Here is a 22,162-nt window from a genome sequence, read left to right on the forward strand (position 1 = left end):
TGTCGGTGACCCCCACAGTGCGATGGGTCTTCGGCTGCTACTGGCCCGAAGCCGACATCGAGGACAGCGAACCGGTGCTGCTGCTGCCGCCGTCGCTRCTRCCCGACGAGAGGTTGTCGAGAGCTGCGAAGACCGTGCTCAGTCCGCCGAACAGGTCAGAGAAATCAGACGACATGTGCGCTCCTGTGGTTACTTTACTGCTGCGGATTCTTTACTGATTCGTGATACGCCTGGACATGCGTTCGTTATTTGTACCTGATTTGCCGACAGTTCGCGGGGGCTTGCAATCTGTGACATATGTCACATCGCGAGCGGCTGGAACGCAACCGGCGCTGCGTGGGCGCGATCGGGCTCCGCGGGTCAGCTGCCGATGGTGATGGTGGGGAAGAAGGGGATGCCGAGACTGCTGCCGACGTTGGCGTCGGGGCTTGCGCCGAAATTGAAGGTGCCAAAGGTGTTGATGAGGTTGGTCCATGCGGCGAACAGTGCGTCGAACGGGGGCATGCGCACTCCTGTGTTGTCGTGAGCTCGGGCTGTGGCGCCCGGGCTGGACGCCGGACCAGTTCTACCGCACCGCGGGGTCGAATCTCCGATCTCGGGCAAACCTCTGAAAATGTTGTAGCGCAGCATAATTTGTGCCCGTAGTGATTAACGCCAATGGGTGATTTGCGGTGCTTGGTAGTGATGGTGGGCAGGTCCGTGCGGCGACCGGGTCGGAGGCTCGGTGGTGCAGGGGTCTGTCATGCGGGGCCTCGGTGGGTGGGTCGGGGCTCTTCGTTCGGACGGAGGATTTCCCTGTTCGTGGGTACGCCGTCTCGACTGCCGGCGGCTGGGCCCGCCAAATAACAAGCATTCGTGCTTGCTTTTTTTGTCCGACGGTGTGATGCTGCTCTCAGTCCAGTCGAGGGAGTATGCATGGCCGATCTGAGCACCGTCATCGATGACCTGCGCGCCGAGGGTGACGCGCTGGACGCGCTGGTTGCGGCCCTGCCGCCCGAACAGTGGTCGTTGCCCACCCCTGCCGACCGGTGGACCGTCGCGCACCAGGTGGGACACCTGGCGTGGACCGACCGCGCCGCCCTGACGGCGGTCACCGACCCCGACGCCTTCGCGGAGGGCCTGGTCGAGGCCTGGCAGAACCCGGCCGGATTTGTCGACGCGGCCGCCGAGGTGGAGGCTGGCCGGCCGCCCGCCGAACTGCTCGCGGACTGGCGCGACGGCCGGGACCGGCTGGCCGAGGTGCTCGCCGCGGTGCCCGCCGGCACGAAGATCCCGTGGTACGGGCCGCCGATGAGCGCGATGTCGATGGCCACGGCCAGGCTGATGGAGACCTGGGCGCACGGGCAGGACGTCGCGCAGGCGCTCGGCGCCGCGTCCGCGCCCACCAACCGGCTCCGGGCGATCGCGCACCTCGGCGTCCGGACCCGCGACTTCGCCTATGCCGTCAACTCTCTCGCCCCGCCCGCGGAGGAGTTCCGGTTCGAGTTGACCGCACCCGAGGGCGACGAGCTCTGGACCTGGGGGCCCGAGGACGCGGCCCAGCGGGTGACCGGACCTGCCCACGACTTCTGCCTGCTGGTGACCCAGCGCGCGCACCCCGACGACCTCGCCCTGGTGGCGGTCGGCCCGGACGCCGCCACCTGGCTCGGCATCGCGCAGGTCTTCGCCGGTCCGTCCGGCGGCGGCCGTGAACGAAAGGCCGACGCATGAGCGTCCGGATCGGCAACTGCTCCGGCTTCTACGGCGACCGCATCTCCGCGATGCGCGAGATGCTCGAGGGCGGCGAGCTCGACTACCTCACCGGCGACTACCTGGCCGAACTGACGATGCTGATCCTCGGCCGGGACCGGATGAAGGACCCGTCGCTCGGGTACGCCAAGACCTTCCTGCGGCAGGTCGAGGACACCCTCGGCCTCGCGATGGACAAGGGCGTCAAGATCGTCGCGAACGCCGGCGGGCTCAACCCGGCCGGCCTGGCCGCCGCGCTGCGCCGGGTCAACGACAAACTCGGGCTCGGCGCCACCGTCGCGCACGTCGAGGGTGACGACCTGGTCGCCCGGGCCGCGGAACTCGGGCTCGGCAGCCCGCTGACCGCGAACGCCTACCTCGGCGGGTGGGGGATAGTCGAGTGCCTGGCCTCCGGTGCGGACGTCGTCGTCACCGGCCGGGTCACCGACGCCTCCGTGATCGTGGCCCCGGCCGCGTACCACTTCGGCTGGCGCCCCGACGATTTCGACCAGCTCGCCGGTGCGGTGGCCGCCGGGCACGTCATCGAGTGCGGTACCCAGGCGACCGGTGGCAACTACGCGTTCTTCACCGAGGTGGCGAACCTGGACCGCCCCGGATTCCCGATCGCGGAGATCCGCGAGGACGGCTCGTCGGTGATCACCAAGCACGATGGCACGGGCGGCGAGGTCAGCGTCGGCACCGTCACCGCGCAACTGCTCTACGAGATCACGGGCGCCCGGTATGCCGGCCCGGACGTGACGACGCGCATCGACACCGCGACGCTCACCCAGCTCGGCCCCGACCGCGTCCTCATCAGCGGAGTGACCGGCGAAGCGCCGCCGCCGCAGCTCAAGGTCTCGCTCAACACGCTCACCGGCTTCCGCAACGAGGCGACGTTCCTGCTGACCGGCCTGGACGTGGAGGCGAAGGCCGATCTGGCCAAGCGGCAGCTCGAGGCCTGGCTGCCGACCCGGCCCGCCGAGCTCGAGTGGACCCTCGCGCGCACCGACCATCCCGACGCCGACACCGAGGAGGCGGCAACGGCGTTGCTGCGCTGCGTGGTTCGCGATCCGGATGCCGCGGTGATCGGCCGGCCGTTCTCCTCGGTCGCCGTCGAGATGGCGCTGGCCAGCTACCCCGGGTTCGCGCTCACGGCGCCGCCGAGCAACGGCCAGCCGTACGGCGTCTTCACCCCTGGCTACGTAGACGCCGCCGCGGTGCCGCATGTCGCGGTGCTGCCCGACGGGACCCGGGTGGACGTGGCGCCGTCCGAGCTCACCCTGGACCTGGCCCCGGCCGCCGACCCGGAACTGCCGAAGCCACTGCCGTCGCAGCCGGGCAGCCGGGTGCCGCTCGGCCGCATCGCGGGCGCCCGCAGCGGCGACAAGGGGGGCAACGCCAACGTCGGGGTCTGGGTGCGCACCGACGACCAGTGGCGTTGGCTGGCGCACGCGCTCACCGTCGACGAGCTCAAGCGGTTGCTGCCCGAGGCGGCACCCCTGACCGTCACCCGGCACCTGTTCCCGCACCTGCGCGCCGTGAACTTCGTGATCGAGGGCATCCTCGGCCAGGGGGTGGCCTCGCAGGCGCGGTTCGACCCGCAGGCCAAGGGGATCGGTGAGTGGTTGCGGGCCCGGTACATCGAGATCCCGAACTCCCTTCTCCCCGAAGCAGAACAGGAAGGTTCCCGACTGTGAGCGTGTGGACCACACCGGAACGGCTCGCCCTGCGCGAGACGGTCCGCGGATTCGTCGACCAGGAGGTGCTGCCCTACCTCGGCGACTGGGAGCGGGAGGGACAGATCCCTCGGGAGTTGCACCGCAAGGCGGGCGCGCTGGGCCTGCTCGGCGCCGGTGCGCCGGAGAGTGCCGGCGGCGAGGGTGGGGACGCGGTCGACGCCATCGTCATCTGCGAGGAGATGCACCAGGCGGGTGCCTCCGGCGGGTTGTTCGCTTCGCTGTTCACCTGTGGAATCTCCGTGCCGCACCTGATCGCCGCGGGCGACCGCGAACAGATCGACAAGTGGGTGCGGCCGACACTGCGCGGCGAGATGATCGGTTCGCTCGCCATCACGGAACCCGGCGGCGGGTCGGACGTCGGCCACCTGCGGACCACCGCCGTGCGGGACGGCGACCACTACATCGTCAACGGGTCCAAGACGTTCATCACCTCCGGCGTCCGGGCCGACTTCGTGGTCACCGCGGTGCGCACCGGTGGTCCGGGGGCCGGCGGCGTCTCGTTGCTCGTCGTCGAGAGGGACACGCCGGGCTTCGAGGTCTCGCGCCGACTGGAGAAGATGGGCTGGCGGGCCTCGGACACCGCGGAGTTGTCGTTCGTCGACGCCCGGGTGCCGGCGGCGAACCTGGTCGGCGCCGAGAACACGGGCTTCCAGCAGATCGCGCAGGCCTTCGTCAGCGAGCGGGTCGCCCTTGCGGCGCAGGCGTACTCGAGCGCCCAGCGGTGTCTCGACCTGACGCTGCAGTGGTGCCGCGACCGCGAGACCTTCGGACGCCCGCTGATCACCCGTCAGGCCGTGCAGAACACGGTGACCGAGATGGCACGCAAGATCGACGTCGCGCGCGTCTACACCCGCTCGGTGGTCGAACGGCACCAGGCCGGCGACGGCGACCTGATCGCCGAGGTCTGCTTCGCCAAGAACACGGCCGTCGAGGCGGGCGAGTGGGTGGCGAACCAGGCGGTGCAACTCTTCGGCGGCCTCGGCTACATGCAGGAAAGCGAAGTGGAACGACAGTACCGCGACATGCGGATCCTGGGCATCGGCGGCGGGACCACCGAGATCCTGACCGGGTTGGCGGCAAAGCGATTGGGGTATCAGTCATGACGGTCATCAGGTCCACGCTCGACACCCGGTCGGAGGTGTACGCGACCGCGGTCGAGACGATGAACACCAAGCTCGCCGAGCTCGACGTCGAGCATGCGAAGGCGCTCGGCGGTGGCGGCGAGAAGTACGTGGCGCGGCACCACGAGCGGGGCAAGCTGCTCGCCCGTGAGCGCATCGAGCTGCTGGTCGACCCGGACTCGCCCTTCCTCGAGCTGTGCCCGCTGGCGGCCTGGGGCAGCGACTTCCCGGTCGGTGCCAGCACCGTGGTGGGCATCGGCGTGGTCGAGGGGGTCGAGTGCCTCATCGTCGCCAACGACCCGACCGTCCGCGGCGGCACCAGCAACCCCTGGACCTTGCGGAAGGGGTTCCGCGCCAACGACATCGCAATGCAGAACCGGCTTCCGGTGATCTCGCTGGTGGAGTCGGGCGGCGCGGACCTGCCCACCCAGAAGGAGGTCTTCATCCCCGGTGGGCGGATGTTCCGCGACCTCACTCAGCTCTCGGCAGCAGGGATCCCCACCATCGCACTGGTCTTCGGCAACTCGACCGCGGGCGGCGCGTACATCCCCGGCATGTCCGACCACGTGGTGATGATCAAGGAACGCTCCAAGGTGTTCCTCGCGGGGCCGCCCCTGGTCAAGATGGCCACCGGTGAGGAGTCCGACGACGAGGCGCTCGGCGGTGCCGAGATGCATGCCCGCACATCGGGTCTGGCGGACTACTTCGCCGCCGACGAGCAGGACGCCATCCGCATCGGCCGCAGCATCGTCAAGCGGCTCAACTGGACGAAGAAGGGGCCCGCGCCGCGGGCCGAGGTGATCGAGCCGCTGGAGGATCCCGAGGAACTGCTCGGCATCGTGCCGGCCGACCTGAAGATCCCGTTCGACCCCCGCGAGGTCATCGCCCGGATCGTCGACGGCTCCGACTTCGACGAGTTCAAGCCGCTCTACGGCTCGTCGCTGGTGACCGGCTGGGCCGAGCTGCACGGCTACCCGATCGGCATCCTCGCCAACGCCCGCGGTGTGCTCTTCAGCGAGGAGTCGCAGAAGGCCACCCAGTTCATCCAGCTGGCCAATCGTTCCAACACCCCGTTGCTGTTCCTGCACAACACCACCGGGTACATGGTGGGCAAGGAGTACGAGGAGGGAGGCATGATCAAGCACGGCTCGATGATGATCAATGCCGTTGCCAACTCCAAGGTTCCGCACATCTCGATCCTGCTCGGTGCGTCCTACGGGGCCGGCCACTACGGCATGTGCGGCCGCGCCTTCGACCCGCGTTTCCTGTTCGCCTGGCCGAGTTCGAAGTCCGCCGTGATGGGCGGCGCCCAGCTGGCGGGCGTCATCTCCATCGTCGGCCGCGCCTCCGCGCAGGCCCGGGGGCAGGCCTTCGACGAGGCCGCCGACGCCGGGATGCGCGCCATGATCGAGAACCAGATCGAGGCCGAGTCGTTGCCGATGTTCCTCTCCGGCCGGCTGTACGACGACGGCGTCATCGACCCGCGAGACACCCGAACCGTGGTGGGAATGTGCCTGTCGGCCATCGCCACCGCCCCGATCGAAGGCACCGAGAACTTCGGTGTCTTCCGGATGTGAGGCAGCAGTGACCATCGACAGCGGGACCATCACCAGCGTCCTGGTGGCCAACCGGGGCGAGATCGCCCGCCGGGTGTTCGCCACCTGCCGTCGCGCCGGGGTCGGCACCGTCGCCGTGTTCTCCGACGCCGACGCCGCCAGCCCACACGTGGCGGAGGCGGACGCCGCGATCCGGTTGCCCGGCAACACCCCGGCGGAGACCTACCTGCGGGGCGAGGCGATCATCGCCGCTGCCAAGGCGGCCGGCGCCGACGCCATCCACCCCGGCTACGGTTTCCTCTCGGAGAACGCGGACTTCGCGCGGGCCGTGGTGGACGCGGGCCTGACCTGGATCGGCCCGCCCGCCAAGTCGATCGAGCTGATGGGCTCGAAGGTCGAGTCCAAGAAGATCATGGACGCGGCCGGAGTGCCGGTGCTGACCGAACTCGATCCCGACTCGGTCACGCAGGCGCAGCTCCCGGTGCTGATCAAGGCGTCCGCGGGTGGCGGCGGACGTGGCATGCGTGTGGTGCGCGAACTGTCCGCACTGCCCGGTGAGCTGGAGGCGGCCAGGCGCGAGGCGCAGTCCGCCTTCGGCGACCCGACGGTGTTCTGCGAGCGCTATCTCGAGACCGGCCGCCACATCGAGGTGCAGGTGATGGCCGACCGGCACGGCACGGTGTGGGCGGTGGGGGAGCGCGAGTGCTCCATCCAGCGTCGCCACCAGAAGGTCGTGGAGGAGGCGCCGTCGCCGCTCGTCGAGCGGCTCCCGGCCATGCGCCCCAGGCTGTTCGAGGCGGCGCGCCTGGCCGCCGACGCCATCGGCTACGAGGGCGCCGGCACGGTGGAGTTCCTGGCCGACGAGCAGGGCGAGTTCTTCTTCCTGGAGATGAACACCCGGCTCCAGGTGGAGCACCCGGTCACCGAGTGCACCACCGGTCTGGACCTGGTGGACCTGCAGCTGCAGGTGGCGAACGGGGCCGCGCTGGCGGCCGACCCGCCCGAGCTGCGCGGACACTCGATCGAGGTCCGGCTCTACGCGGAGGACCCGGCCCAGGACTGGCAGCCGCAGAGCGGCGTGGTGCACCGTCTCGAGCTGCCCGGGGCGGTGGAGGAGTTCACGGTCCTGGACCGTGTCGGGGTCCGGCTGGACTCCGGCGTCGTCGACGGCTCGGTGGTCGGCGTGCACTACGACCCGATGCTGGCGAAGGTCATCTCGTTGGCCCCGACCCGTGGCCAGGCGGCGCAGTTGCTGGCCTCGACCTTGGCGCGCACCAGGATTCACGGCCTGCGGACCAACCGCGACCTGCTGGTCGCCATCCTGCGGCACCCCGCGTTCCTCGCCGGGGACACCGACACCGCGTTCTTCGCCACCCACGGCCTGGACACCCTGGCGCGCCCGCTCGCCGATCCGGAGACCGAGGCGCTGTCCGCGCTCGCGGCCGCGCTCGCCGACGCCGCGGCGAACCGCGCCGCGGCACGGGTGGTCGGCGGGCTGCCCAGCGGCTGGCGGAACCTGCCCTCCCAACCGCACCGCAAGCAGTACACCGGCACCTCCGGTGAGCACGACGTCCGGTACCTGCTGACCCGCGGCGGGCTGCGGGCCGACGGCTTCGACGGCGTCGCCCTGGTGTCGGCCACGCCGGACACCGTCGTGCTCGAGCGCGGCGGGCTGCGGCGTACCTACGAGGTCGCCCGTCACGGCGACGAGGTGTTCGTCGACTCAGCCCTCGGCCCGGTCGCACTGACGGTGACGCCGCGGTTCGTCGACCCCTCGACCGAGGTGGCGGCGGGCTCGTTGCTCGCCCCGATGCCCGGTGCGGTGATCCGGCTCGGTGCGGCCCAGGGCGACACCGTCGTCGCGGGTCAGCCGATCCTGTGGCTCGAGGCGATGAAGATGGAACACACGGTCACCGCGCCCGTGGCAGGTGTGCTCGCCGAGCTGCCGGTCGTCGTGGGTCAACAGGTCGAGGTCGGTTCGGTTCTGGCAGTTGTCGAAGCAACAGAGGAGGACGAGTAGATGAGTGTGAACGCGAGCAGCTTCATCGAGACCGACGAGCAGAAGGAACTGCGCGCCGCGGTGTCCAAGCTCGGCGAGCGGTACAGCTACGTCGACTACGTGCTGCCGAAGGCGCGCCGGGGCGAGCCGCTGACCGAGCTGTGGAACGAGGCGGGCAAGCTCGGCTTCCTCGGGGTCAACCTGCCGGAGGAGTACGGCGGCGGGGGCGCAGGGATCTACGAACTGGCGCTGGTCCAGGAGGAGCTGGCGGCCCAGGGCGCCGGTCTGCTGCTGGTGGTGGTCTCCCCGGCCATCTGCGGCACCATCATCGGCAAGTACGGCACCGAGGAGCAGAAGGCCGAGTGGATCCCCGGCCTGGCCGACGGCTCCAAGATCATGGCCTTCGGGATCACCGAGGCGGACGCCGGCTCGAACTCGCATCAGATCGGCACCACCGCGCGTCGCGACGGTGCGGACTGGATCCTGCGTGGCAACAAGATCTTCATCTCCGGTGTGGACCAGGCGGACGCGGTGCTCATCGTCGCGCGCACCGAGGACCACAAGACCGGCCGGCTCAAGCCGGCGTTGTTCATCGTCCCCGCCGATGCGGAGGGCTTCGTCAAGCAGCCGATGGAGATGGACATCGTCGAGCCCGACCACCAGTTCACGCTGTTCCTCGACGACGTGCGGCTTCCCGCCGAGGCCCTGGTCGGCTCGGAGGACGCGGCGCTGATGCAGCTGTTCTCGGGTCTCAACCCGGAACGGATTCTCGGCGCGGCGATGGCGATCGGCATGGGCCGGTACGCGGTGAACGCCGCCGTCGCCTATGCGAAGGAACGCACGGTGTGGAAGACGCCGATCGGCGCCCACCAGGGCATCGCGCACCCGCTCGCGCAGGTGAAGATCGAGCTCGAGCTGGCCAAGTTGATGATGCAGAAGGCCGCGGCCCTCTACGACAGCGGCGACGACTTCGGCGCCGCCGAGGCGGCCAACATGGCCAAGTACGCGGCAGCGGAGGCCAGCATCAAGGCGCTCGACCAGGCGATCCAGACGCACGGCGGCGCCGGACTGACCAAGGAGTACGGCCTCGCCGCGATGCTCGGCGCGGCGCGGATCGCCCGGGTGGCGCCGGTCAGCCGGGAGATGATCCTCAACTTCGTCTCCCAGCACTCGCTCGGTCTGCCGAGGTCGTACTGACCATGACGATTCCGGAGACGAGCGCGCCGTACGTCCGCTACGAGGTCGCGGGCGGATTCGCCACCGTGACCCTCGACTCGCCGCACAACCGCAACGCGATCTCGTTGCGGTTGGTCGGAGAACTCCGGCAGGCGCTGGCCGACGCGGCGGCCGACGACGGCGTCCGGGCGGTGGTGCTCACCCACACCGGCAACACGTTCTGCGCCGGCGCGGACCTTTCCGAGGCATCGGCAAGCGCGACCGACCCGGCGGTGGCGGCGTCCCAGCGGACCCAGGGCATGGTCGACCTGCTGCGGGCCTTCCTGGAACTGCCCAAGCCGATCGTCGCGCGCATCGACGGGCACGTGCGGGCGGGGGGCATGGGCATCGTCGGCGCCTGCGACCTGGTGGTCGCGGGGCCCCGGTCGACGTTCGCGTTGACCGAGGTCCGTCTCGGCCTGGCCGCGTCGATCATCTCGTTGACGTTGCTGCCGCGGATGGACCCGCGGTCGGTCAGCCGGTACTTCCTGACCGGCGAGAAGTTCGGTACGGAGGAAGCCGCGCGGGTCGGGCTGATCACGGTGGCCGCGCAGGACGCCGCCGCCTCGACCGCGGAACTGCTGGCCGAACTCCGGAAGGGGTCGCCGCAGGGCCTGGCGGAGTCGAAGGCGATGGTCAACGCCGCGGTGCTGGCCGACTTCGACGAGTCGGCAGACCGGATGGCCGCACAGTCCGCCCGGCTCTTCGGCACCCCCGAGGCGATGGAGGGCATGATGGCGTTTCTGCAGAAACGGCCGGCGAACTGGGCGGTGACGGGCTGATCGCGGCTGTCTCGGGCCGAGATGCGGCGAACGGGGCCCGCTCCGTGTGGAAGGGGCCCCGCTCAACGAGATCGACTGTCGATCAGGCCTTCGGGGTGGGGAGGGCGTCGGCCGAGCCGGAGAAGAAGCTCAGCGCGCTGAACAGGTCGGAGAATGCGCCGGTGAAGTCGCTGGCGAAGTCGAAGATGTCCGAGGAACCCATGTGAATACTCCTGTTGTGTCTTGCGGCAGTGATCTCTGGCGGATCGACGGAAGGGAATTCCCTTACCGCCGCTAACCTTCCTACCGGCGGGCAGAGGCCGTGACAAACCAAGGTGAGTGAGCTAACAACGTCGCTCTTTCGTGACGCTGACAAGAGGGGACCGGTGAGGCGAGTGCGCGAGCCGCAGCAGGACCGAAGTCGTCTGACGCGCCGGCGACTGCTGGAAGCCGCCGTCGACTGCCTCGCCGAACTCGGCTGGTCGGCCACGACGGTGGCCGTGGTCGCCAAGCGCGCCGGGGTCTCTCGCGGCGCCACTCAGCACCATTTCCCGACCCGCGAAGACCTGATCACCGCGTCGTTGGACTACATGTTCGACAGCCGGATGGAGAGCGTGCGACTCGAGGCGACCGGGCTGCCGCCGGGTCCGGGCCGAACCGAGGCGGTGGTGAGCCGGCTCGTCGACCACTACACCGGAACGCTGTTCAAGGCGGCCCTGCAGGTGTGGACGGCGGCCGCCGCGGACCCCGTCCTGCGGGCTCGGGTGCTGCCGCTCGAGGACAAGTTCGGGCGGGTCGCCCACCGCACCACGGTGGCGCTGCTCGGAGTCGACGAGGGTGACCCGGTTGCGCACCGCTGGGTCCAGTTGACCCTCGACCTGGCTCGCGGCCTGGGCCTGGCCGACGTGCTCACCGACGACTCGGTCCGGCGGGCCGAGATCGTGCGGCAGTGGGCGGCAACGCTCGAGATGGTGCTCGAGCAACCTGCCCTGGGGGCGACGCAACGGTCATGACATTCGCGAATGGCTGTGGCAGACAGGCGATGTGTGCTGGTTGGTGACACTTCGCCCGACCGAATTGCGACAGGGCCCGCACCTGAAGTAGGTGCGGGCCCTGTCGCGTTTCGGTGGAGAGGTGATCAGGCCTCGGGGTTGACGAGCCCGTCGACGGAACCAACGAGGGTTCCCAGCCCGCCGGTGAGGTCGCCAATGGCGCCGGCGAAGGTGCTGATGGCGTCGAAGGCGGAAGCGAACTCAGCAGAACCCATGATGTGCTCCTTTGTGGTGATCGGTGATTCCGGTAAGGGCGCACCGGGGTGCGCCGCGGTCCTTTCGTACCGGCGAATCCGCCTCCACCGCAATGGAATTGTGGCGCAGGCAACGCGAATGTCGCTGGAATTTACGAGGAAGTACACGGAATTTACGTGGAATTAGCGCCAGTTAACTTGACGGTCGGCGGCGTGCCGAACGGATGAGCGCGACCTTCGGGAGAGTCGGTCCGGAAACCAGGCCTCGGTGTTGCCGGTGGATCTGCACACGGATGTCGCGGATCCGGTCCGGCGACCGCCGGCAATCCAGGTGCCTCAGCGCTGAGCCGGCGGTTCGACCGACTTGCGCCGAATCGGGATGTGGGCGGTCGCAGGGGGCCAGAATGAGCGAGGTCAGCTCGCTCCCTCGCTCGAACCCATCCGCGGGGGGTGGCCAGGCATGGCCCCTGAAGAACTGGTGACATCGGAGATCGTGACCACGCCCTCGGTGGTGTGCACGTGCGGCCCCCACCAGACGAGCGGCCTCGCCGGCGTACGGGGCCCAGCCCATGTGCACGGTCCCGGACATCCGTTCCCACGACGGACCTTCCTCGGCGGCGCGGGAGCGCTGGTGGTGGCCGGCCTGGCAGCCTCGGCGGCGACGACCTCGCGTGCGGCTCCCGCGGGGGCCTCCCCGGTCCTCCCGGACCGCCCGAACATCGTGCTCGTCGTCACCGACCAGGAGCGGCCGTCGATGCACTGGCCGCCGGGCTGGGCGGAGCAGAACCTTCCCAACCGGCAGCGGCTGGTGAATCAGGGGCTGAGCTTCACGCAGGCGTTCTGCAACAGCGCGATGTGTTCGCCCAGCCGCAGCACCTTCTTCACCGGTCTGTATCCCGCTCAGCACGGCGTGACGGCCACCCTGACCGAGGGCGGCACCGTCTCGCCCACGGAACCGCAGCTGCAGGCCGGGGAGCAGAGCATGGCGAAGCTGCTGGCGTCGGCGGGGTACAACGTCCACTACCGCGGCAAGTGGCACATGAGCAAGGGTGCCGACGGCGGCGACCCGTCCAGCGCGGACATCGCGGCCTTCGGTTTCCGGGGATGGATACCGCCGGAAGCGGGGCAGGACACCAATCCGGACCACTTCGGCGGCGGCTGCGCGGACCACGACCGGCGCGTCGCGGCCGAAGCGGTGGAGTTCCTCGACGGACTGGACCCGAACGACGACACCCCCTTCGCGCTGATCGTCTCGTTCGTCAACCCGCACGACGTGCTCGCCTACCCGCAGACCTGGGACGAGCAGGACGGCGCGTGCGACAACTACGGGTYCGCGGCCCCCGGCTCGTTCCGACAGGGCATCGAGCTGCCGCCGACCGTCGACGAGGACCTGGCGCTCAACTTCAAGCCGACCGCGCAGGTCCAGTCCGAGCTGCTGCTGGCGGCGGGCCTGGGGCCGCTGGTGGGACCGCAGGCGGCGAAGAACTACGTGAACTTCTACGCCTACATGCACAAGGTGGTCGACGAACACGTCGGAGCGGTGCTCGATGCGTTGGAGGCCCGGCCCGGGCGGCGCGACGAGACCGTCGTGATCCGGATGTCGGACCACGGCGAGATGGGACTCTCGCACGGGGGACTGCGCCAGAAGGTGTTCAACGCGTACGAGGAGACCCTGCGGGTGCCGCTGGTGATCAGCAACCCGGTGTTGTTCCCGGCTCCGGTCGAGACCAACTCGCTGGCGACGCTCATCGACGTGATGCCCACCCTGGCGACTCTCGCGCGGGTACCCGACCGCGCGGCGTGGCGGTTCCTCGGCACCGACCTGACCCCGGTCCTCACCGACCCGGGCGCGCAGGTGCAGGACGTCGTCCACTTCACCTACGACGACCAGAACTGCGCCACTCCCGACGGGCAGGGCATCGTCACCCAGCCGAACCACCTGCGGACGGTCCGCGATGCCCGGTGGAAGTACACCGTCTACTTCGACCCGGCCGGCGTGGCGCCGCAGCAGGCCGAGCTCTACGACCTGCGCGGCGACCCGCTGGAGCTGCACAACCTGGCGGATCCGCGCAATCTCGGCTACTTCGCGCCGTTGCAGACGGCGACGATGCACGCGACGTTGCTGCGGGTGATGGCGGAGAAGGGGACCGCCCCGGCGCGGGGACTGGTCTGATGGCGACGGCGTCGCGGGCGACGGGATCGGCTGCGAGGGTGGACAACTGGCTTCCGACCTGCGTGAATTGTCTGACGGGGGGTCCGTCCTGGCGGCGGCGAAGGGCGGTCCGCTTTGACCGCGAACCCCGCTGGCGGGTACCGTGGAACGCTGTGCCCGGAGCATGCGGGCAGATTGTGTGCAAGGTGAAGGCCAGCGAAAGCGGCCGATGCGAGTCGGCGTGCCCTGAAAATGGCCGCTCACCGGCATGCGACAGCCCCTCCTCGGGTCATAGAGGCGGGACGCAGAGCTCGACTACAAGACGTTTTTAGTAACAACACGAGGAAAGCCGGTCTATGCCAACCATCAACCAGCTGGTCCGCAAGGGTCGCCGCGACAAGCCCGCGAAGCAGAAGACCGCGGCCCTGAAGGGCAGCCCCCAGCGTCGCGGTGTGTGCACCCGCGTGTACACCACCACGCCCAAGAAGCCGAACTCCGCGCTGCGTAAGGTCGCGCGTGTTCGCCTGACCAGCTCGGTCGAGGTCACGGCCTACATCCCCGGCGAGGGTCACAACCTGCAGGAGCACTCGATGGTGCTCGTCCGCGGTGGTCGAGTGAAGGACCTCCCGGGTGTGCGCTACAAGATCATCCGCGGCTCGCTCGACACCCAGGGTGTCAAGAACCGCAAGCAGGCTCGTAGCCGCTACGGCGCCAAGAAGGAGAAGAGCTAATGCCACGCAAGGGCCCCGCACCCAAGCGTCCGTTGATCAACGACCCGGTCTACGGGTCGCCTCTGGTCACGCAGCTGGTCAACAAGATCCTGCTCGACGGCAAGAAGTCGACCGCTGAGCGGATCGTGTACCAGGCGCTCGAGCAGGCGCGCGAGAAGACCGGCACCGATCCGGTCGTCACCCTCAAGCGTGCGCTCGACAACGTCAAGCCCGCCCTCGAGGTTCGCAGCCGCCGTGTCGGTGGCGCGACCTACCAGGTCCCGGTCGAGGTTCGCCCCGGCCGCTCCACGACCCTCGCGCTGCGTTGGCTGGTGACGTTCTCTCGCGCACGTCGTGAGAAGACGATGGTCGAGCGCCTGGCCAACGAGCTCCTGGATGCCAGCAATGGTCTGGGTGCGGCTGTGAAGCGTCGCGAGGACACTCACAAGATGGCCGAAGCCAACAAGGCGTTCGCGCACTACCGCTGGTGAATCGACGCCGGGCGGCACGTAATGTGCCGCTCCGGCGTTGCCACTATGTGTCGGTTCCTCCAGGGCCGGCTGACAACACAAATAGCATTGGTCCCGAAGGGGCCGACACGAGCAACGAGCGGGGAAGAGTCCTGTGGCACAGGAAGTGCTGACCGACCTGAACAAGGTCCGCAACATCGGCATCATGGCGCACATCGATGCCGGCAAGACCACCACCACCGAGCGCATCCTCTTCTACACCGGTGTGAACTACAAGATCGGTGAGACGCACGACGGCGCCTCGACGACTGACTGGATGGAGCAGGAGAAGGAGCGCGGCATCACGATCACGTCTGCCGCCGTGACCTGCTTCTGGAACGACAACCAGATCAACATCATCGACACCCCGGGCCACGTCGACTTCACCGTCGAGGTCGAGCGCTCGCTGCGCGTCCTCGACGGCGCCGTCGCAGTGTTCGACGGCAAGGAGGGCGTCGAGCCCCAGTCCGAGCAGGTCTGGCGTCAGGCCGCCAAGTACGACGTTCCGCGCATCTGTTTCGTCAACAAGATGGACAAGATGGGCGCGGACTTCTACTTCACCGTGCAGACGATCATCGACCGTCTCGGTGCGAAGCCGTTGGTCCTGCAGCTGCCGATCGGCGCCGAGGATGCCTTCGACGGCGTCGTCGACCTGGTCGAGATGCGCGCCCTGACCTGGCGCGGCGTGGTGCCCACCGGTGCCCCCGTGACCGTCGAGGAGATCCCCGCGGATCTGGTCGAGAAGGCCGCGGAGTACCGCACCATGCTGCTCGAGACGGTCGCCGAGTCCGACGACGCTCTCATGGAGAAGTACTTCGGCGGTGAGGAGCTCACGGTCGAGGAGATCAAGGGCGCCATCCGCAAGATGACGGTCAACTCCGAGCTGTACCCGGTCCTCTGTGGCTCCGCGTTCAAGAACAAGGGCGTGCAGCCCATGCTCGACGCGGTCATCGACTACCTGCCGACGCCGCTGGACATCGGCGAGGTCGAGGGACACGCCCTCAACAACGAGGACGAGATCCTCACGCGCAAGCCGAGCAAGGACGAGCCGTTCTCGGCGCTGGCCTTCAAGATCGCTGCGCACCCGTTCTTCGGCAAGCTGACCTTCGTGCGCGTCTACTCGGGTCGTCTCGATCCGGGCCAGCAGGTGCTCAACGCCACCAAGGGCAAGAAGGAGCGCATCGGAAAGCTCTTCCAGATGCACGCCAACAAGGAGAACCCGGTCGACGAGGCCGTCGCGGGCCACATCTACGCGATGATCGGCCTGAAGGACACCACCACCGGTGACACCCTGTGCGACCAGGCGAACCCGATCGTGCTCGAGTCGATGAGCTTCCCGGACCCGGTCATCCAGGTCTCGATCGAGCCCAAGACCAAGTCCGACCAGGAGAAGCTGGGCACCGCGATCCAGAAGCTGGCCGAAGAGGACCCGACCTTCTCGGTCGAGCTCGACGAGGAGACCGGCCAGACCGTCATCGGCGGCATGGGCGAGCTCCACCTCGACATCCTCGTCGACCGCATGCGTCGCGAGTTCAAGGTCGAGGCCAACGTCGGCAAGCCGCAGGTGGCGTACCGCGAGACCATCACCAAGAAGGTCGAGAAGCACGAGTTCACCCACAAGAAGCAGACCGGTGGTTCGGGTCAGTTCGCAAAGGTGATCATCGCGCTCGAGCCCTTCATCGGCGAAGAGGGCGAGTCGTACACGTTCGAGAACAAGGTCTCCGGTGGCCGCGTTCCTCGCGAGTACATCCCCTCCGTCGACCACGGTGCGCGCGACGCGATGCAGTACGGCGTCCTCGCCGGCTACCCGCTCGTGAACCTCAAGCTGACGCTGCTCGACGGTGCGTACCACGACGTCGACTCGTCCGAAATGGCCTTCAAGGTTGCCGGTTCGCAGGCACTGAAGGAAGCCGCCCGCAAGGCCGGTCCGGTCATCCTCGAGCCGCTCATGGCTGTCGAGGTGACCACGCCCGAGGAGTACATGGGCGACGTGATCGGCGACCTCAACTCCCGCCGTGGCCAGATCCAGGCCATGGAGGAACGCAGTGGTGCCCGTGTCGTGAAGGCGCTGGTTCCGCTCTCGGAGATGTTCGGCTACATCGGTGACCTGCGGTCCAGGACCCAGGGTCGAGCGAACTTCTCCATGGTGTTTGATTCCTACGCAGAGGTTCCCGCGAACGTCTCGAAGGAAATCATCGCCAAGGCAACCGGCGAGTAACACCAGCTGGGAGCAAGACCGCTGGAGAGTTTTCACCAGCTGAGCACGACAGAAGTACCAACCAACCCACCACTGCTGCATATCGCAAGCAACACAACAGGAGGCCATCAAGTGGCGAAGGCGAAGTTCGAGCGGACGAAGCCGCACGTCAACATCGGGACCATCGGTCACGTTGACCACGGCAAGACCACCACCACCGCAGCTATCACCAAGGTGCTTGCCGATGCCTACCCCGACCTGAACGAGGCCTCGGCCTTCGATCAGATCGACAAGGCGCCCGAGGAGAAGGCTCGCGGCATCACGATCAACATCTCGCATGTTGAGTACCAGACGGAGAAGCGCCACTACGCGCACGTCGATGCCCCGGGCCACGCCGACTACATCAAGAACATGATCACCGGTGCTGCGCAGATGGACGGCGCGATCCTGGTCGTGGCGGCCACCGACGGCCCGATGCCCCAGACGCGTGAGCACGTGCTGCTCGCCCGCCAGGTCGGCGTGCCGTACATCCTCGTTGCGCTGAACAAGGCCGACATGGTCGACGACGAGGAAATCCTCGAGCTCGTCGAGATGGAGGTCCGCGAACTGCTGGCCGCCCAGGAGTTCGACGAGGAAGCGCCGGTCATCCCGATCTCGGCACTGAAGGCGCTCGAGGGCGACCCGAAGTGGGTCCAGAGCATCGTCGACCTCATGAAGGCCGTCGACGAGTCCATCCCGGACCCGGTCCGTGAGACCGACAAGCCGTTCCTCATGCCCGTCGAGGACGTCTTCACCATCACCGGTCGTGGCACCGTCGTCACCGGTCGTATCGAGCGCGGCGTCGTGAACGTGAACGAGGAGGTGGAGATCGTCGGCATCAAGGAGACCTCCACCAAGACCACGGTCACCGGCATCGAGATGTTCCGCAAGCTGCTCGACCAGGGTCAGGCCGGAGACAACGTCGGTCTGCTGGTCCGTGGCATCAAGCGCGAGGACGTCGAGCGTGGCCAGGTTGTSGTCAAGCCCGGCACCACCACCCCGCACACCGAGTTCGAGGGCMASGCCTACATCCTGTCCAAGGACGAGGGCGGCCGCCACACGCCGTTCTTCAACAACTACCGCCCGCAGTTCTACTTCCGTACCACGGACGTTACGGGCGTCGTGACCCTGCCCGAGGGCACCGAGATGGTCATGCCCGGTGACAACACCGAGATGTCCGTCGTGCTGATCCAGCCGATCGCGATGGACGAGGGCCTGCGCTACGCCATCCGTGAGGGTGGCCGCACCGTTGGCGCCGGTCGCGTCACCAAGATCATCAAGTGATCTAGCTCCACAACGCCGAACGGCGCTCACTCCGCAAGGGGTGGGCGCCGTTCGGCGTTTCAGTGTTTGCCAGCGCAGGTGGGTGAGCGCAGGTGTGTCAGGCACGGTTGCCGGCCGGCCGGGCGGCCGGTTCGGCCCGGCCCGGCCCGGCCGACTCAGGCGGGTGAGTCGGCCGGGTCGAGGTGCAGCAGCACCTGGGTCGCGACCGGCGCACCGGGCAGGGCGGCGGCCATGGACAGCGCCATGGCCTCGGCGTCCCTGTTGAACTCCACCAGGTCGACGGTGGGGTCCGCGGTCACCGTGACGCGCAGGGTCGGGCGGCCGCGGTCGTCGACGGCCGCGGAGCGTACCGAGCGCACCCCGGGCAGCGCGGAGAGCTCGGCGGCGAGCCCGACGGACATCGGGCTCAGGTCCACCGACAGCTCCGAGCCCGCGTTGTCGACACCGAGCGCAGCGGTGCGGACCTGCACGGTCGAGGTGCGTCCGCGGCGAAGGTTGATCGTCAGCAGGCTCACCCCGACCAGCACGCACACGACGCAGGTGACGGCCAGAGCCGTCGGCCACCAGTCGGCGTCGGGCGCGGCGGCGACGCGAGCCCGGTCGAACCGGCGCACCAGTTCGACGGACGCGTCGAGCCCGGCCCTCCAGGTCACCGCCAGTACGCCGCCGGCGAGCAGCAGGCACCCCGTGGTCAGCACCACGAGCCGGTCCACGAGGACGGTCCGCCGCTTCACGGGCGCACCCGGCCGATCCGGACGCGTAGCTCGGGCGTCGCGGTCAGCGTCGCCAGGCGCGGCGCGACCGCGTCCCGTACGTCGGCCTGCAGCGAGGCATCGTCGACGTCGCCGTTCGGGACGACGTGCACGGTGGCGCGGCGCCGGTCGACGGTGGTGTGAACCGAGTGCACACCGGCGACCGTGCCCGCGTGCGCACTGCACATCCGGGCCACGTCGGTCGGCCGCAGCCACACCACCGGGAGGTCGGGGCGGCCCAGCGCCAGGTGGGTGCGGGCCGTGGGGGCGAGCGCGAGGTAGACCAGCACCAGCCCACAGATCGCCGCGGCCACACCGGCCGGCAGCATCCAACCCTGCCAGTGCAGCCCGGCCAGCCAGGTCGCCGAGTTCCGCAGCCAGGCGGCGGGCGCGATGACCTCCTGCGCGATCAGGAACTCGCGGCCAGTCAGGCCCGCGAGCGCCAGCAGCAGGGCCGCCACCAGCAGCGTGACGAATGCCGCGGCGGGCCGGCTGACGGGAGGACGTGCGGCGGGCGGGAGCGCGTCGACGTGGCCGTCCGCGACCAGTTGGCGGGCGTCGACCTCGGCGGGCGACTGCGGGCCGCCGGGCACCGCCGCCGCGACCACGATGTGCAGGGATTCCATCGGAATGCCGCCGAGCGTCCGGATCTGCTCGCCCACCTGCCGGTGGACCTCACGCGAGAGCACCGCGACGGGGCAGGGCCAGGTCACCGCGACGTACAGGGCGACGGCCACCGAGTCGGCGCCCATGGCGATCTCGGCGCGCGGCAGGTCCCGGCCGCCGAGCAGGAAGAGTCCGCCGCTGTGCCGGACCACGCCGGGCACCTGCAGCGCGGCGGCCACGGCGATCTTCGCGATCGCCTTGTCCTTGACGATGAGCCGGCCGCGGGCGCCACGCTCCCGGTCGAGTGCGCTGGGTTCGTCCGGCTGGTGCCCGGTGGCGGCGTCGAGTGCGGCGTCGCCGGCGCTCGGGGCGTCAGCCACGGCCCCGGCCCCGCAGCAGGGCGCCGAGGTCCACGTGGCCGTCCCGGTGGGCGCCGATCGCCAGGCCGAGCCCGCCGAGCAGCACCGCGAAGACGAAGCCGCCGAAGCCGCCGATGATGCCGGCCAGCGCCAGCAGTAGGCCCGTGACCAGGCCGATGACAGTGTTGTTCATCGCGGGTGTCCTTCGCTTCGTACGTCCTCGACCGTGACGTGCACCGGTACGGCCAGCTCGGCGGCGAGCGCGGCCCGCACCCGGGCCGCGACCTCGACGACGTTCGCGGGGTAGCGGACGCTGATGTGTACCGCGCAGGCGTCCTCGGTCAACGAGATGCCCGTGACGCGTCGGCCGGGCAGGTAGGTGGCCACCTCGCCGAACTGGCCGCCGTGCAGGTCGGCGACGTCGGGAACGGCCAACACCAGTGCGGCCAGCCGCTCGGCGCGATCGGGTTCCGGCGCGGAGGTCACTGAACCCTCGGCCGGCTTTCGGCTTCCGAGGCGGGCGCGTTCTCGTCGAAGAGCACCACGTCGTAGACGGTGATGTTGACCTCGGTGACCTCGAGGCCGGTCATCCGTTCCACCGCCGCGATCACGTTGCGGCGGATCCCGGCCGCCAGTTCGTGCAGCGCCACGCCGTACTCGGCGACGATGCCGATGTCGATGGCGGCCTGCTTGGCGCCGACCTCCACGGCCACGCCCTGGCCGTGGTTGACGCGGGCCCCGGGGATCCGGTCCCGCAGGGCGCCCACCGCGCGGGCCGTGCCGCCGCCGACGTCGAACACCCCGCTGATCTCACGGGTTGCGATGCCGGCGATCTTCGCGACCACCGCGTCCGCGATGATCGTGCGGCCCTGCGAACTCACCAACTCGGTGGAGCCGGCGGTACCGAACTGTACCGGGCTGTACTGCGTTGGCTGGGATGGTGATTCGGCTCTGCTCGGATCGGTGGTCACAGTGTCAACTGTAGTGAGTGCGGGAGCGCCACGACGCCCCTGAGGCGGAATCACCTACCGTGGAGCCGACCGGCGAGAGGTAAGGAAGTTCGAAGATGGGTCAGACCCAGTCGCAGGCCGCGACACCGGCCGCGCCGGAGGCATCGGCGAGCGGTCACGGACGGGGCAAAGTGGTGACGGCGCTGCTCGTGTTGGCGTGCCTGGTGCTGGCCGGGCTCAGCGGGGCGATGTTGTGGCAGCACCGCACGGCCACCGACCGGGAGGCGGACCGAGAGGCGTTCCTGCGGGCCGCCCGCGACGGCGCGATCGCGGTCTCAACGATCGACCACGACCATGCGGAGGCGGACGTGCAACGCGTCCTGGACCTGTCCACCGGTCAGTTCCGGGACGACTTCCAGGAGCGCTCCGAGGCCTACGTCTCGGTGGTGCAGCGCGCCGAGGTGAGCACCACGGGCGCGGAGGCGTTGGCGGGCATCGAGTCGCAGGATGCCGACCGCGCGACGGTCCTCGTGCAGCTCACCTCCACGGTCAGCAACACCGCCGGGGTGCAGGACCAGACCCGCCCGGTGCGACTGCGGATCACGGTGGACAAGACCGACGGACGGTTCAAGATGTCGGACCTGGAGTTCGTGGCATGAGGGGCGCCTCGACCCACCCGGTCCGTCGCCGGCCGTGGACGCGGATCCTGACGGCCGTCGCCGCCGTTCTCGCGATCCTCGCCGGCGCGCTGTACCTGGGCTGGTACCTGCCCGGTCAGCGGGTCGACGACCGGGCCAGGGCAGAGGCCGCGCAGGCCGCCGCCGACGGCGCCGCGGCCCTGCTGACCTACACCCCGGACAGCGTGGCGGCGGACCTGTCGGCCGCCACGGAGCGGCTCACGGGTGAGTACAAGGACTACTACGGCCGGATCGTGGACTCGGTGATCGTGCCGACGGCCCGGGACCAGAAGATCAGCTCCCACGCCACCGTCACCGGTACCGGGGTCAGTTCGTTCGACGCGGATTCGGCGCAGGTGCTGGTGTTCCTGTCCCAGACGTCCACCTCGGCGGACCGGCCGCAGCCGGTCGCGAACACCGCCGGGGCGGTGGTCGAGCTCAGCCGGGTCGACGGCGACTGGCTGATCTCCCGTTTCGACGTCGGCTGACGGTCTCCGGCCCGCCGTCTGTGGAGGCGACCGGAGGCGGTCTCCCGGCGCGCGCACTACTAGAACGTGTGTCA

At 69.2% G+C, this 22,162-nt stretch carries 23 protein-coding genes; 16 read left to right on the top strand and 7 right to left on the bottom strand.

The window, feature by feature from the left end:
* Positions 1 to 218: hypothetical protein (locus AC1DU4_RS07770; RefSeq protein WP_477838617.1), on the top strand; the 218-nt coding region annotated here is incomplete at its 5' end.
* A gap of 142 nt (positions 219 to 360) precedes the next feature.
* Here the strand turns inward: AC1DU4_RS07770 and AC1DU4_RS07775 are convergent.
* A complete protein-coding gene (locus AC1DU4_RS07775; RefSeq protein WP_477838619.1) occupies positions 361 to 504 on the bottom strand; it encodes a hypothetical protein in 144 nt (47 codons plus the stop codon).
* 411 nt (positions 505 to 915) lie between these two features.
* On the opposite strand from AC1DU4_RS07775, the gene AC1DU4_RS07780 reads away from it, so the two are divergent.
* The 8 genes from AC1DU4_RS07780 (at position 916) to AC1DU4_RS07815 (ending at position 11,132) form a co-directional block, all read left to right on the top strand.
* Positions 916 to 1,710 (top strand): TIGR03084 family metal-binding protein, encoded by a 795-nt coding sequence (locus AC1DU4_RS07780; protein ID WP_477838621.1) that lies wholly within the window; start codon positions 916 to 918, stop codon positions 1,708 to 1,710.
* Positions 1,707 to 3,425 (top strand): acyclic terpene utilization AtuA family protein, encoded by a 1,719-nt coding sequence (locus tag AC1DU4_RS07785; RefSeq protein WP_477838623.1) that lies wholly within the window; start codon positions 1,707 to 1,709, stop codon positions 3,423 to 3,425. The genes AC1DU4_RS07780 and AC1DU4_RS07785 overlap by 4 nt, the downstream gene beginning before the upstream one ends.
* Positions 3,422 to 4,570, top strand: a complete 1,149-nt coding sequence (locus tag AC1DU4_RS07790) for an acyl-CoA dehydrogenase family protein (protein ID WP_477838625.1) — start codon at positions 3,422 to 3,424, stop codon at positions 4,568 to 4,570. Before AC1DU4_RS07785 ends, AC1DU4_RS07790 begins: the two co-directional genes overlap by 4 nt.
* Positions 4,567 to 6,165 carry an acyl-CoA carboxylase subunit beta gene (locus AC1DU4_RS07795; protein WP_072842731.1) on the top strand — a complete coding sequence of 533 codons (1,599 nt, stop codon included), beginning with the start codon at positions 4,567 to 4,569 and terminating at the stop codon, positions 6,163 to 6,165. The genes AC1DU4_RS07790 and AC1DU4_RS07795 overlap by 4 nt, the downstream gene beginning before the upstream one ends.
* A gap of 7 nt (positions 6,166 to 6,172) precedes the next feature.
* Positions 6,173 to 8,164, top strand: a complete 1,992-nt coding sequence (locus AC1DU4_RS07800) for an ATP-binding protein (protein WP_477838627.1) — start codon at positions 6,173 to 6,175, stop codon at positions 8,162 to 8,164.
* Positions 8,165 to 9,340 carry an acyl-CoA dehydrogenase family protein gene (locus AC1DU4_RS07805; protein ID WP_072842732.1) on the top strand — a complete coding sequence of 392 codons (1,176 nt, stop codon included), beginning with the start codon at positions 8,165 to 8,167 and terminating at the stop codon, positions 9,338 to 9,340.
* A 2-nt stretch (positions 9,341 to 9,342) separates the two neighbouring features.
* Positions 9,343 to 10,140 (top strand): enoyl-CoA hydratase family protein, encoded by a 798-nt coding sequence (locus AC1DU4_RS07810; RefSeq protein ID WP_477838630.1) that lies wholly within the window; start codon positions 9,343 to 9,345, stop codon positions 10,138 to 10,140.
* A 374-nt stretch (positions 10,141 to 10,514) separates the two neighbouring features.
* Positions 10,515 to 11,132 carry a TetR/AcrR family transcriptional regulator gene (locus AC1DU4_RS07815; protein WP_477838632.1) on the top strand — a complete coding sequence of 206 codons (618 nt, stop codon included), beginning with the start codon at positions 10,515 to 10,517 and terminating at the stop codon, positions 11,130 to 11,132.
* 125 nt (positions 11,133 to 11,257) lie between these two features.
* On the opposite strand, the gene AC1DU4_RS07820 is transcribed toward AC1DU4_RS07815, so the two are convergent.
* Positions 11,258 to 11,386, bottom strand: coding sequence for a hypothetical protein (locus AC1DU4_RS07820; protein WP_255312488.1), 129 nt, complete (start codon positions 11,384 to 11,386; stop codon positions 11,258 to 11,260).
* 439 nt (positions 11,387 to 11,825) lie between these two features.
* Here AC1DU4_RS07820 and AC1DU4_RS07825 point away from each other — a divergent pair, with 439 nt between their 5' ends.
* The 5 genes from AC1DU4_RS07825 to tuf all read left to right on the top strand — a co-directional run bounded on the left by AC1DU4_RS07825 (position 11,826) and on the right by tuf (position 18,256).
* On the top strand, positions 11,826 to 13,538 hold the full coding sequence (locus tag AC1DU4_RS07825; protein WP_477838634.1) for a sulfatase family protein: 1,713 nt from the start codon (positions 11,826 to 11,828) through the stop codon (positions 13,536 to 13,538).
* Between the two features lie 335 nt (positions 13,539 to 13,873).
* Positions 13,874 to 14,248, top strand: coding sequence for a 30S ribosomal protein S12 (rpsL, locus tag AC1DU4_RS07830; protein ID WP_072842735.1), 375 nt, complete (start codon positions 13,874 to 13,876; stop codon positions 14,246 to 14,248).
* Positions 14,248 to 14,718, top strand: coding sequence for a 30S ribosomal protein S7 (gene rpsG / locus AC1DU4_RS07835; RefSeq protein ID WP_003941856.1), 471 nt, complete (start codon positions 14,248 to 14,250; stop codon positions 14,716 to 14,718). Before rpsL ends, rpsG begins: the two co-directional genes overlap by 1 nt.
* A 133-nt stretch (positions 14,719 to 14,851) precedes the next feature.
* Complete coding sequence (fusA, locus tag AC1DU4_RS07840) at positions 14,852 to 16,954, top strand: elongation factor G (protein ID WP_477838640.1); 2,103 nt, start codon at positions 14,852 to 14,854, stop codon at positions 16,952 to 16,954.
* Between the two features lie 111 nt (positions 16,955 to 17,065).
* Positions 17,066 to 18,256: an elongation factor Tu gene (gene tuf, locus AC1DU4_RS07845; protein WP_477838642.1), complete on the top strand. Its 1,191-nt coding sequence runs from the start codon at positions 17,066 to 17,068 to the stop codon at positions 18,254 to 18,256.
* A gap of 155 nt (positions 18,257 to 18,411) precedes the next feature.
* Here the strand turns inward: tuf and AC1DU4_RS07850 are convergent, their stop codons facing one another.
* From AC1DU4_RS07850 to AC1DU4_RS07870, 5 genes are read right to left on the bottom strand one after another with little or no spacing between them, the layout of a single operon-like run.
* Positions 18,412 to 18,990, bottom strand: coding sequence for a hypothetical protein (locus AC1DU4_RS07850; RefSeq protein WP_477838644.1), 579 nt, complete (start codon positions 18,988 to 18,990; stop codon positions 18,412 to 18,414).
* Positions 18,987 to 19,994: a DUF6286 domain-containing Asp23/Gls24 family envelope stress response protein gene (locus tag AC1DU4_RS07855; RefSeq protein WP_477838646.1), complete on the bottom strand. Its 1,008-nt coding sequence runs from the start codon at positions 19,992 to 19,994 to the stop codon at positions 18,987 to 18,989. The genes AC1DU4_RS07850 and AC1DU4_RS07855 overlap by 4 nt, the downstream gene beginning before the upstream one ends.
* Entirely contained in the window at positions 19,987 to 20,166 is a 180-nt protein-coding gene (locus AC1DU4_RS07860) for a DUF2273 domain-containing protein (RefSeq protein ID WP_072842739.1), read from the bottom strand. Before AC1DU4_RS07860 ends, AC1DU4_RS07855 begins: the two co-directional genes overlap by 8 nt.
* Positions 20,163 to 20,459, bottom strand: coding sequence for a hypothetical protein (locus AC1DU4_RS07865; RefSeq protein ID WP_477838648.1), 297 nt, complete (start codon positions 20,457 to 20,459; stop codon positions 20,163 to 20,165). Before AC1DU4_RS07865 ends, AC1DU4_RS07860 begins: the two co-directional genes overlap by 4 nt.
* Complete coding sequence (locus AC1DU4_RS07870; protein WP_477838650.1) at positions 20,456 to 20,944, bottom strand: Asp23/Gls24 family envelope stress response protein; 489 nt, start codon at positions 20,942 to 20,944, stop codon at positions 20,456 to 20,458. Before AC1DU4_RS07870 ends, AC1DU4_RS07865 begins: the two co-directional genes overlap by 4 nt.
* Before the next feature lie 95 nt (positions 20,945 to 21,039).
* Here AC1DU4_RS07870 and AC1DU4_RS07875 point away from each other — a divergent pair, with 95 nt between their 5' ends.
* Together AC1DU4_RS07875 and AC1DU4_RS07880 are read left to right on the top strand one after the other, a co-directional pair.
* On the top strand, positions 21,040 to 21,582 hold the full coding sequence (locus AC1DU4_RS07875) for a hypothetical protein (RefSeq protein WP_477838652.1): 543 nt from the start codon (positions 21,040 to 21,042) through the stop codon (positions 21,580 to 21,582).
* Positions 21,579 to 22,088 (top strand): twin-arginine translocation pathway signal, encoded by a 510-nt coding sequence (locus tag AC1DU4_RS07880; protein WP_477838654.1) that lies wholly within the window; start codon positions 21,579 to 21,581, stop codon positions 22,086 to 22,088. The genes AC1DU4_RS07875 and AC1DU4_RS07880 overlap by 4 nt, the downstream gene beginning before the upstream one ends.
* Positions 22,089 to 22,162: the final 74 nt, after the last annotated feature.

The sequence above is a fragment of the Rhodococcus sp. P4_F5 genome (genome assembly GCF_056401315.1).

Excerpts from the sequence above, each read along its gene's own strand:
- AC1DU4_RS07775 (WP_477838619.1), bottom strand. The coding sequence starts at position 504 with ATGCCCCCGTTCGACGCACTGTTCGCCGCATGGACCAACCTCATCAAC.
- AC1DU4_RS07780 (WP_477838621.1), top strand. The coding sequence starts at position 916 with ATGGCCGATCTGAGCACCGTCATCGATGACCTGCGCGCCGAGGGTGAC.
- AC1DU4_RS07785 (WP_477838623.1), top strand. The coding sequence starts at position 1,707 with ATGAGCGTCCGGATCGGCAACTGCTCCGGCTTCTACGGCGACCGCATC.
- AC1DU4_RS07795 (WP_072842731.1), top strand. The coding sequence starts at position 4,567 with ATGACGGTCATCAGGTCCACGCTCGACACCCGGTCGGAGGTGTACGCG.
- AC1DU4_RS07805 (WP_072842732.1), top strand. The coding sequence starts at position 8,165 with ATGAGTGTGAACGCGAGCAGCTTCATCGAGACCGACGAGCAGAAGGAA.
- AC1DU4_RS07810 (WP_477838630.1), top strand. The coding sequence starts at position 9,343 with ATGACGATTCCGGAGACGAGCGCGCCGTACGTCCGCTACGAGGTCGCG.
- AC1DU4_RS07820 (WP_255312488.1), bottom strand. The coding sequence starts at position 11,386 with ATGGGTTCTGCTGAGTTCGCTTCCGCCTTCGACGCCATCAGCACCTTC.
- rpsL (WP_072842735.1), top strand. The coding sequence starts at position 13,874 with ATGCCAACCATCAACCAGCTGGTCCGCAAGGGTCGCCGCGACAAGCCC.
- rpsG (WP_003941856.1), top strand. The coding sequence starts at position 14,248 with ATGCCACGCAAGGGCCCCGCACCCAAGCGTCCGTTGATCAACGACCCG.
- AC1DU4_RS07860 (WP_072842739.1), bottom strand. The coding sequence starts at position 20,166 with ATGAACAACACTGTCATCGGCCTGGTCACGGGCCTACTGCTGGCGCTG.
- AC1DU4_RS07875 (WP_477838652.1), top strand. The coding sequence starts at position 21,040 with ATGGGTCAGACCCAGTCGCAGGCCGCGACACCGGCCGCGCCGGAGGCA.
- AC1DU4_RS07880 (WP_477838654.1), top strand. The coding sequence starts at position 21,579 with ATGAGGGGCGCCTCGACCCACCCGGTCCGTCGCCGGCCGTGGACGCGG.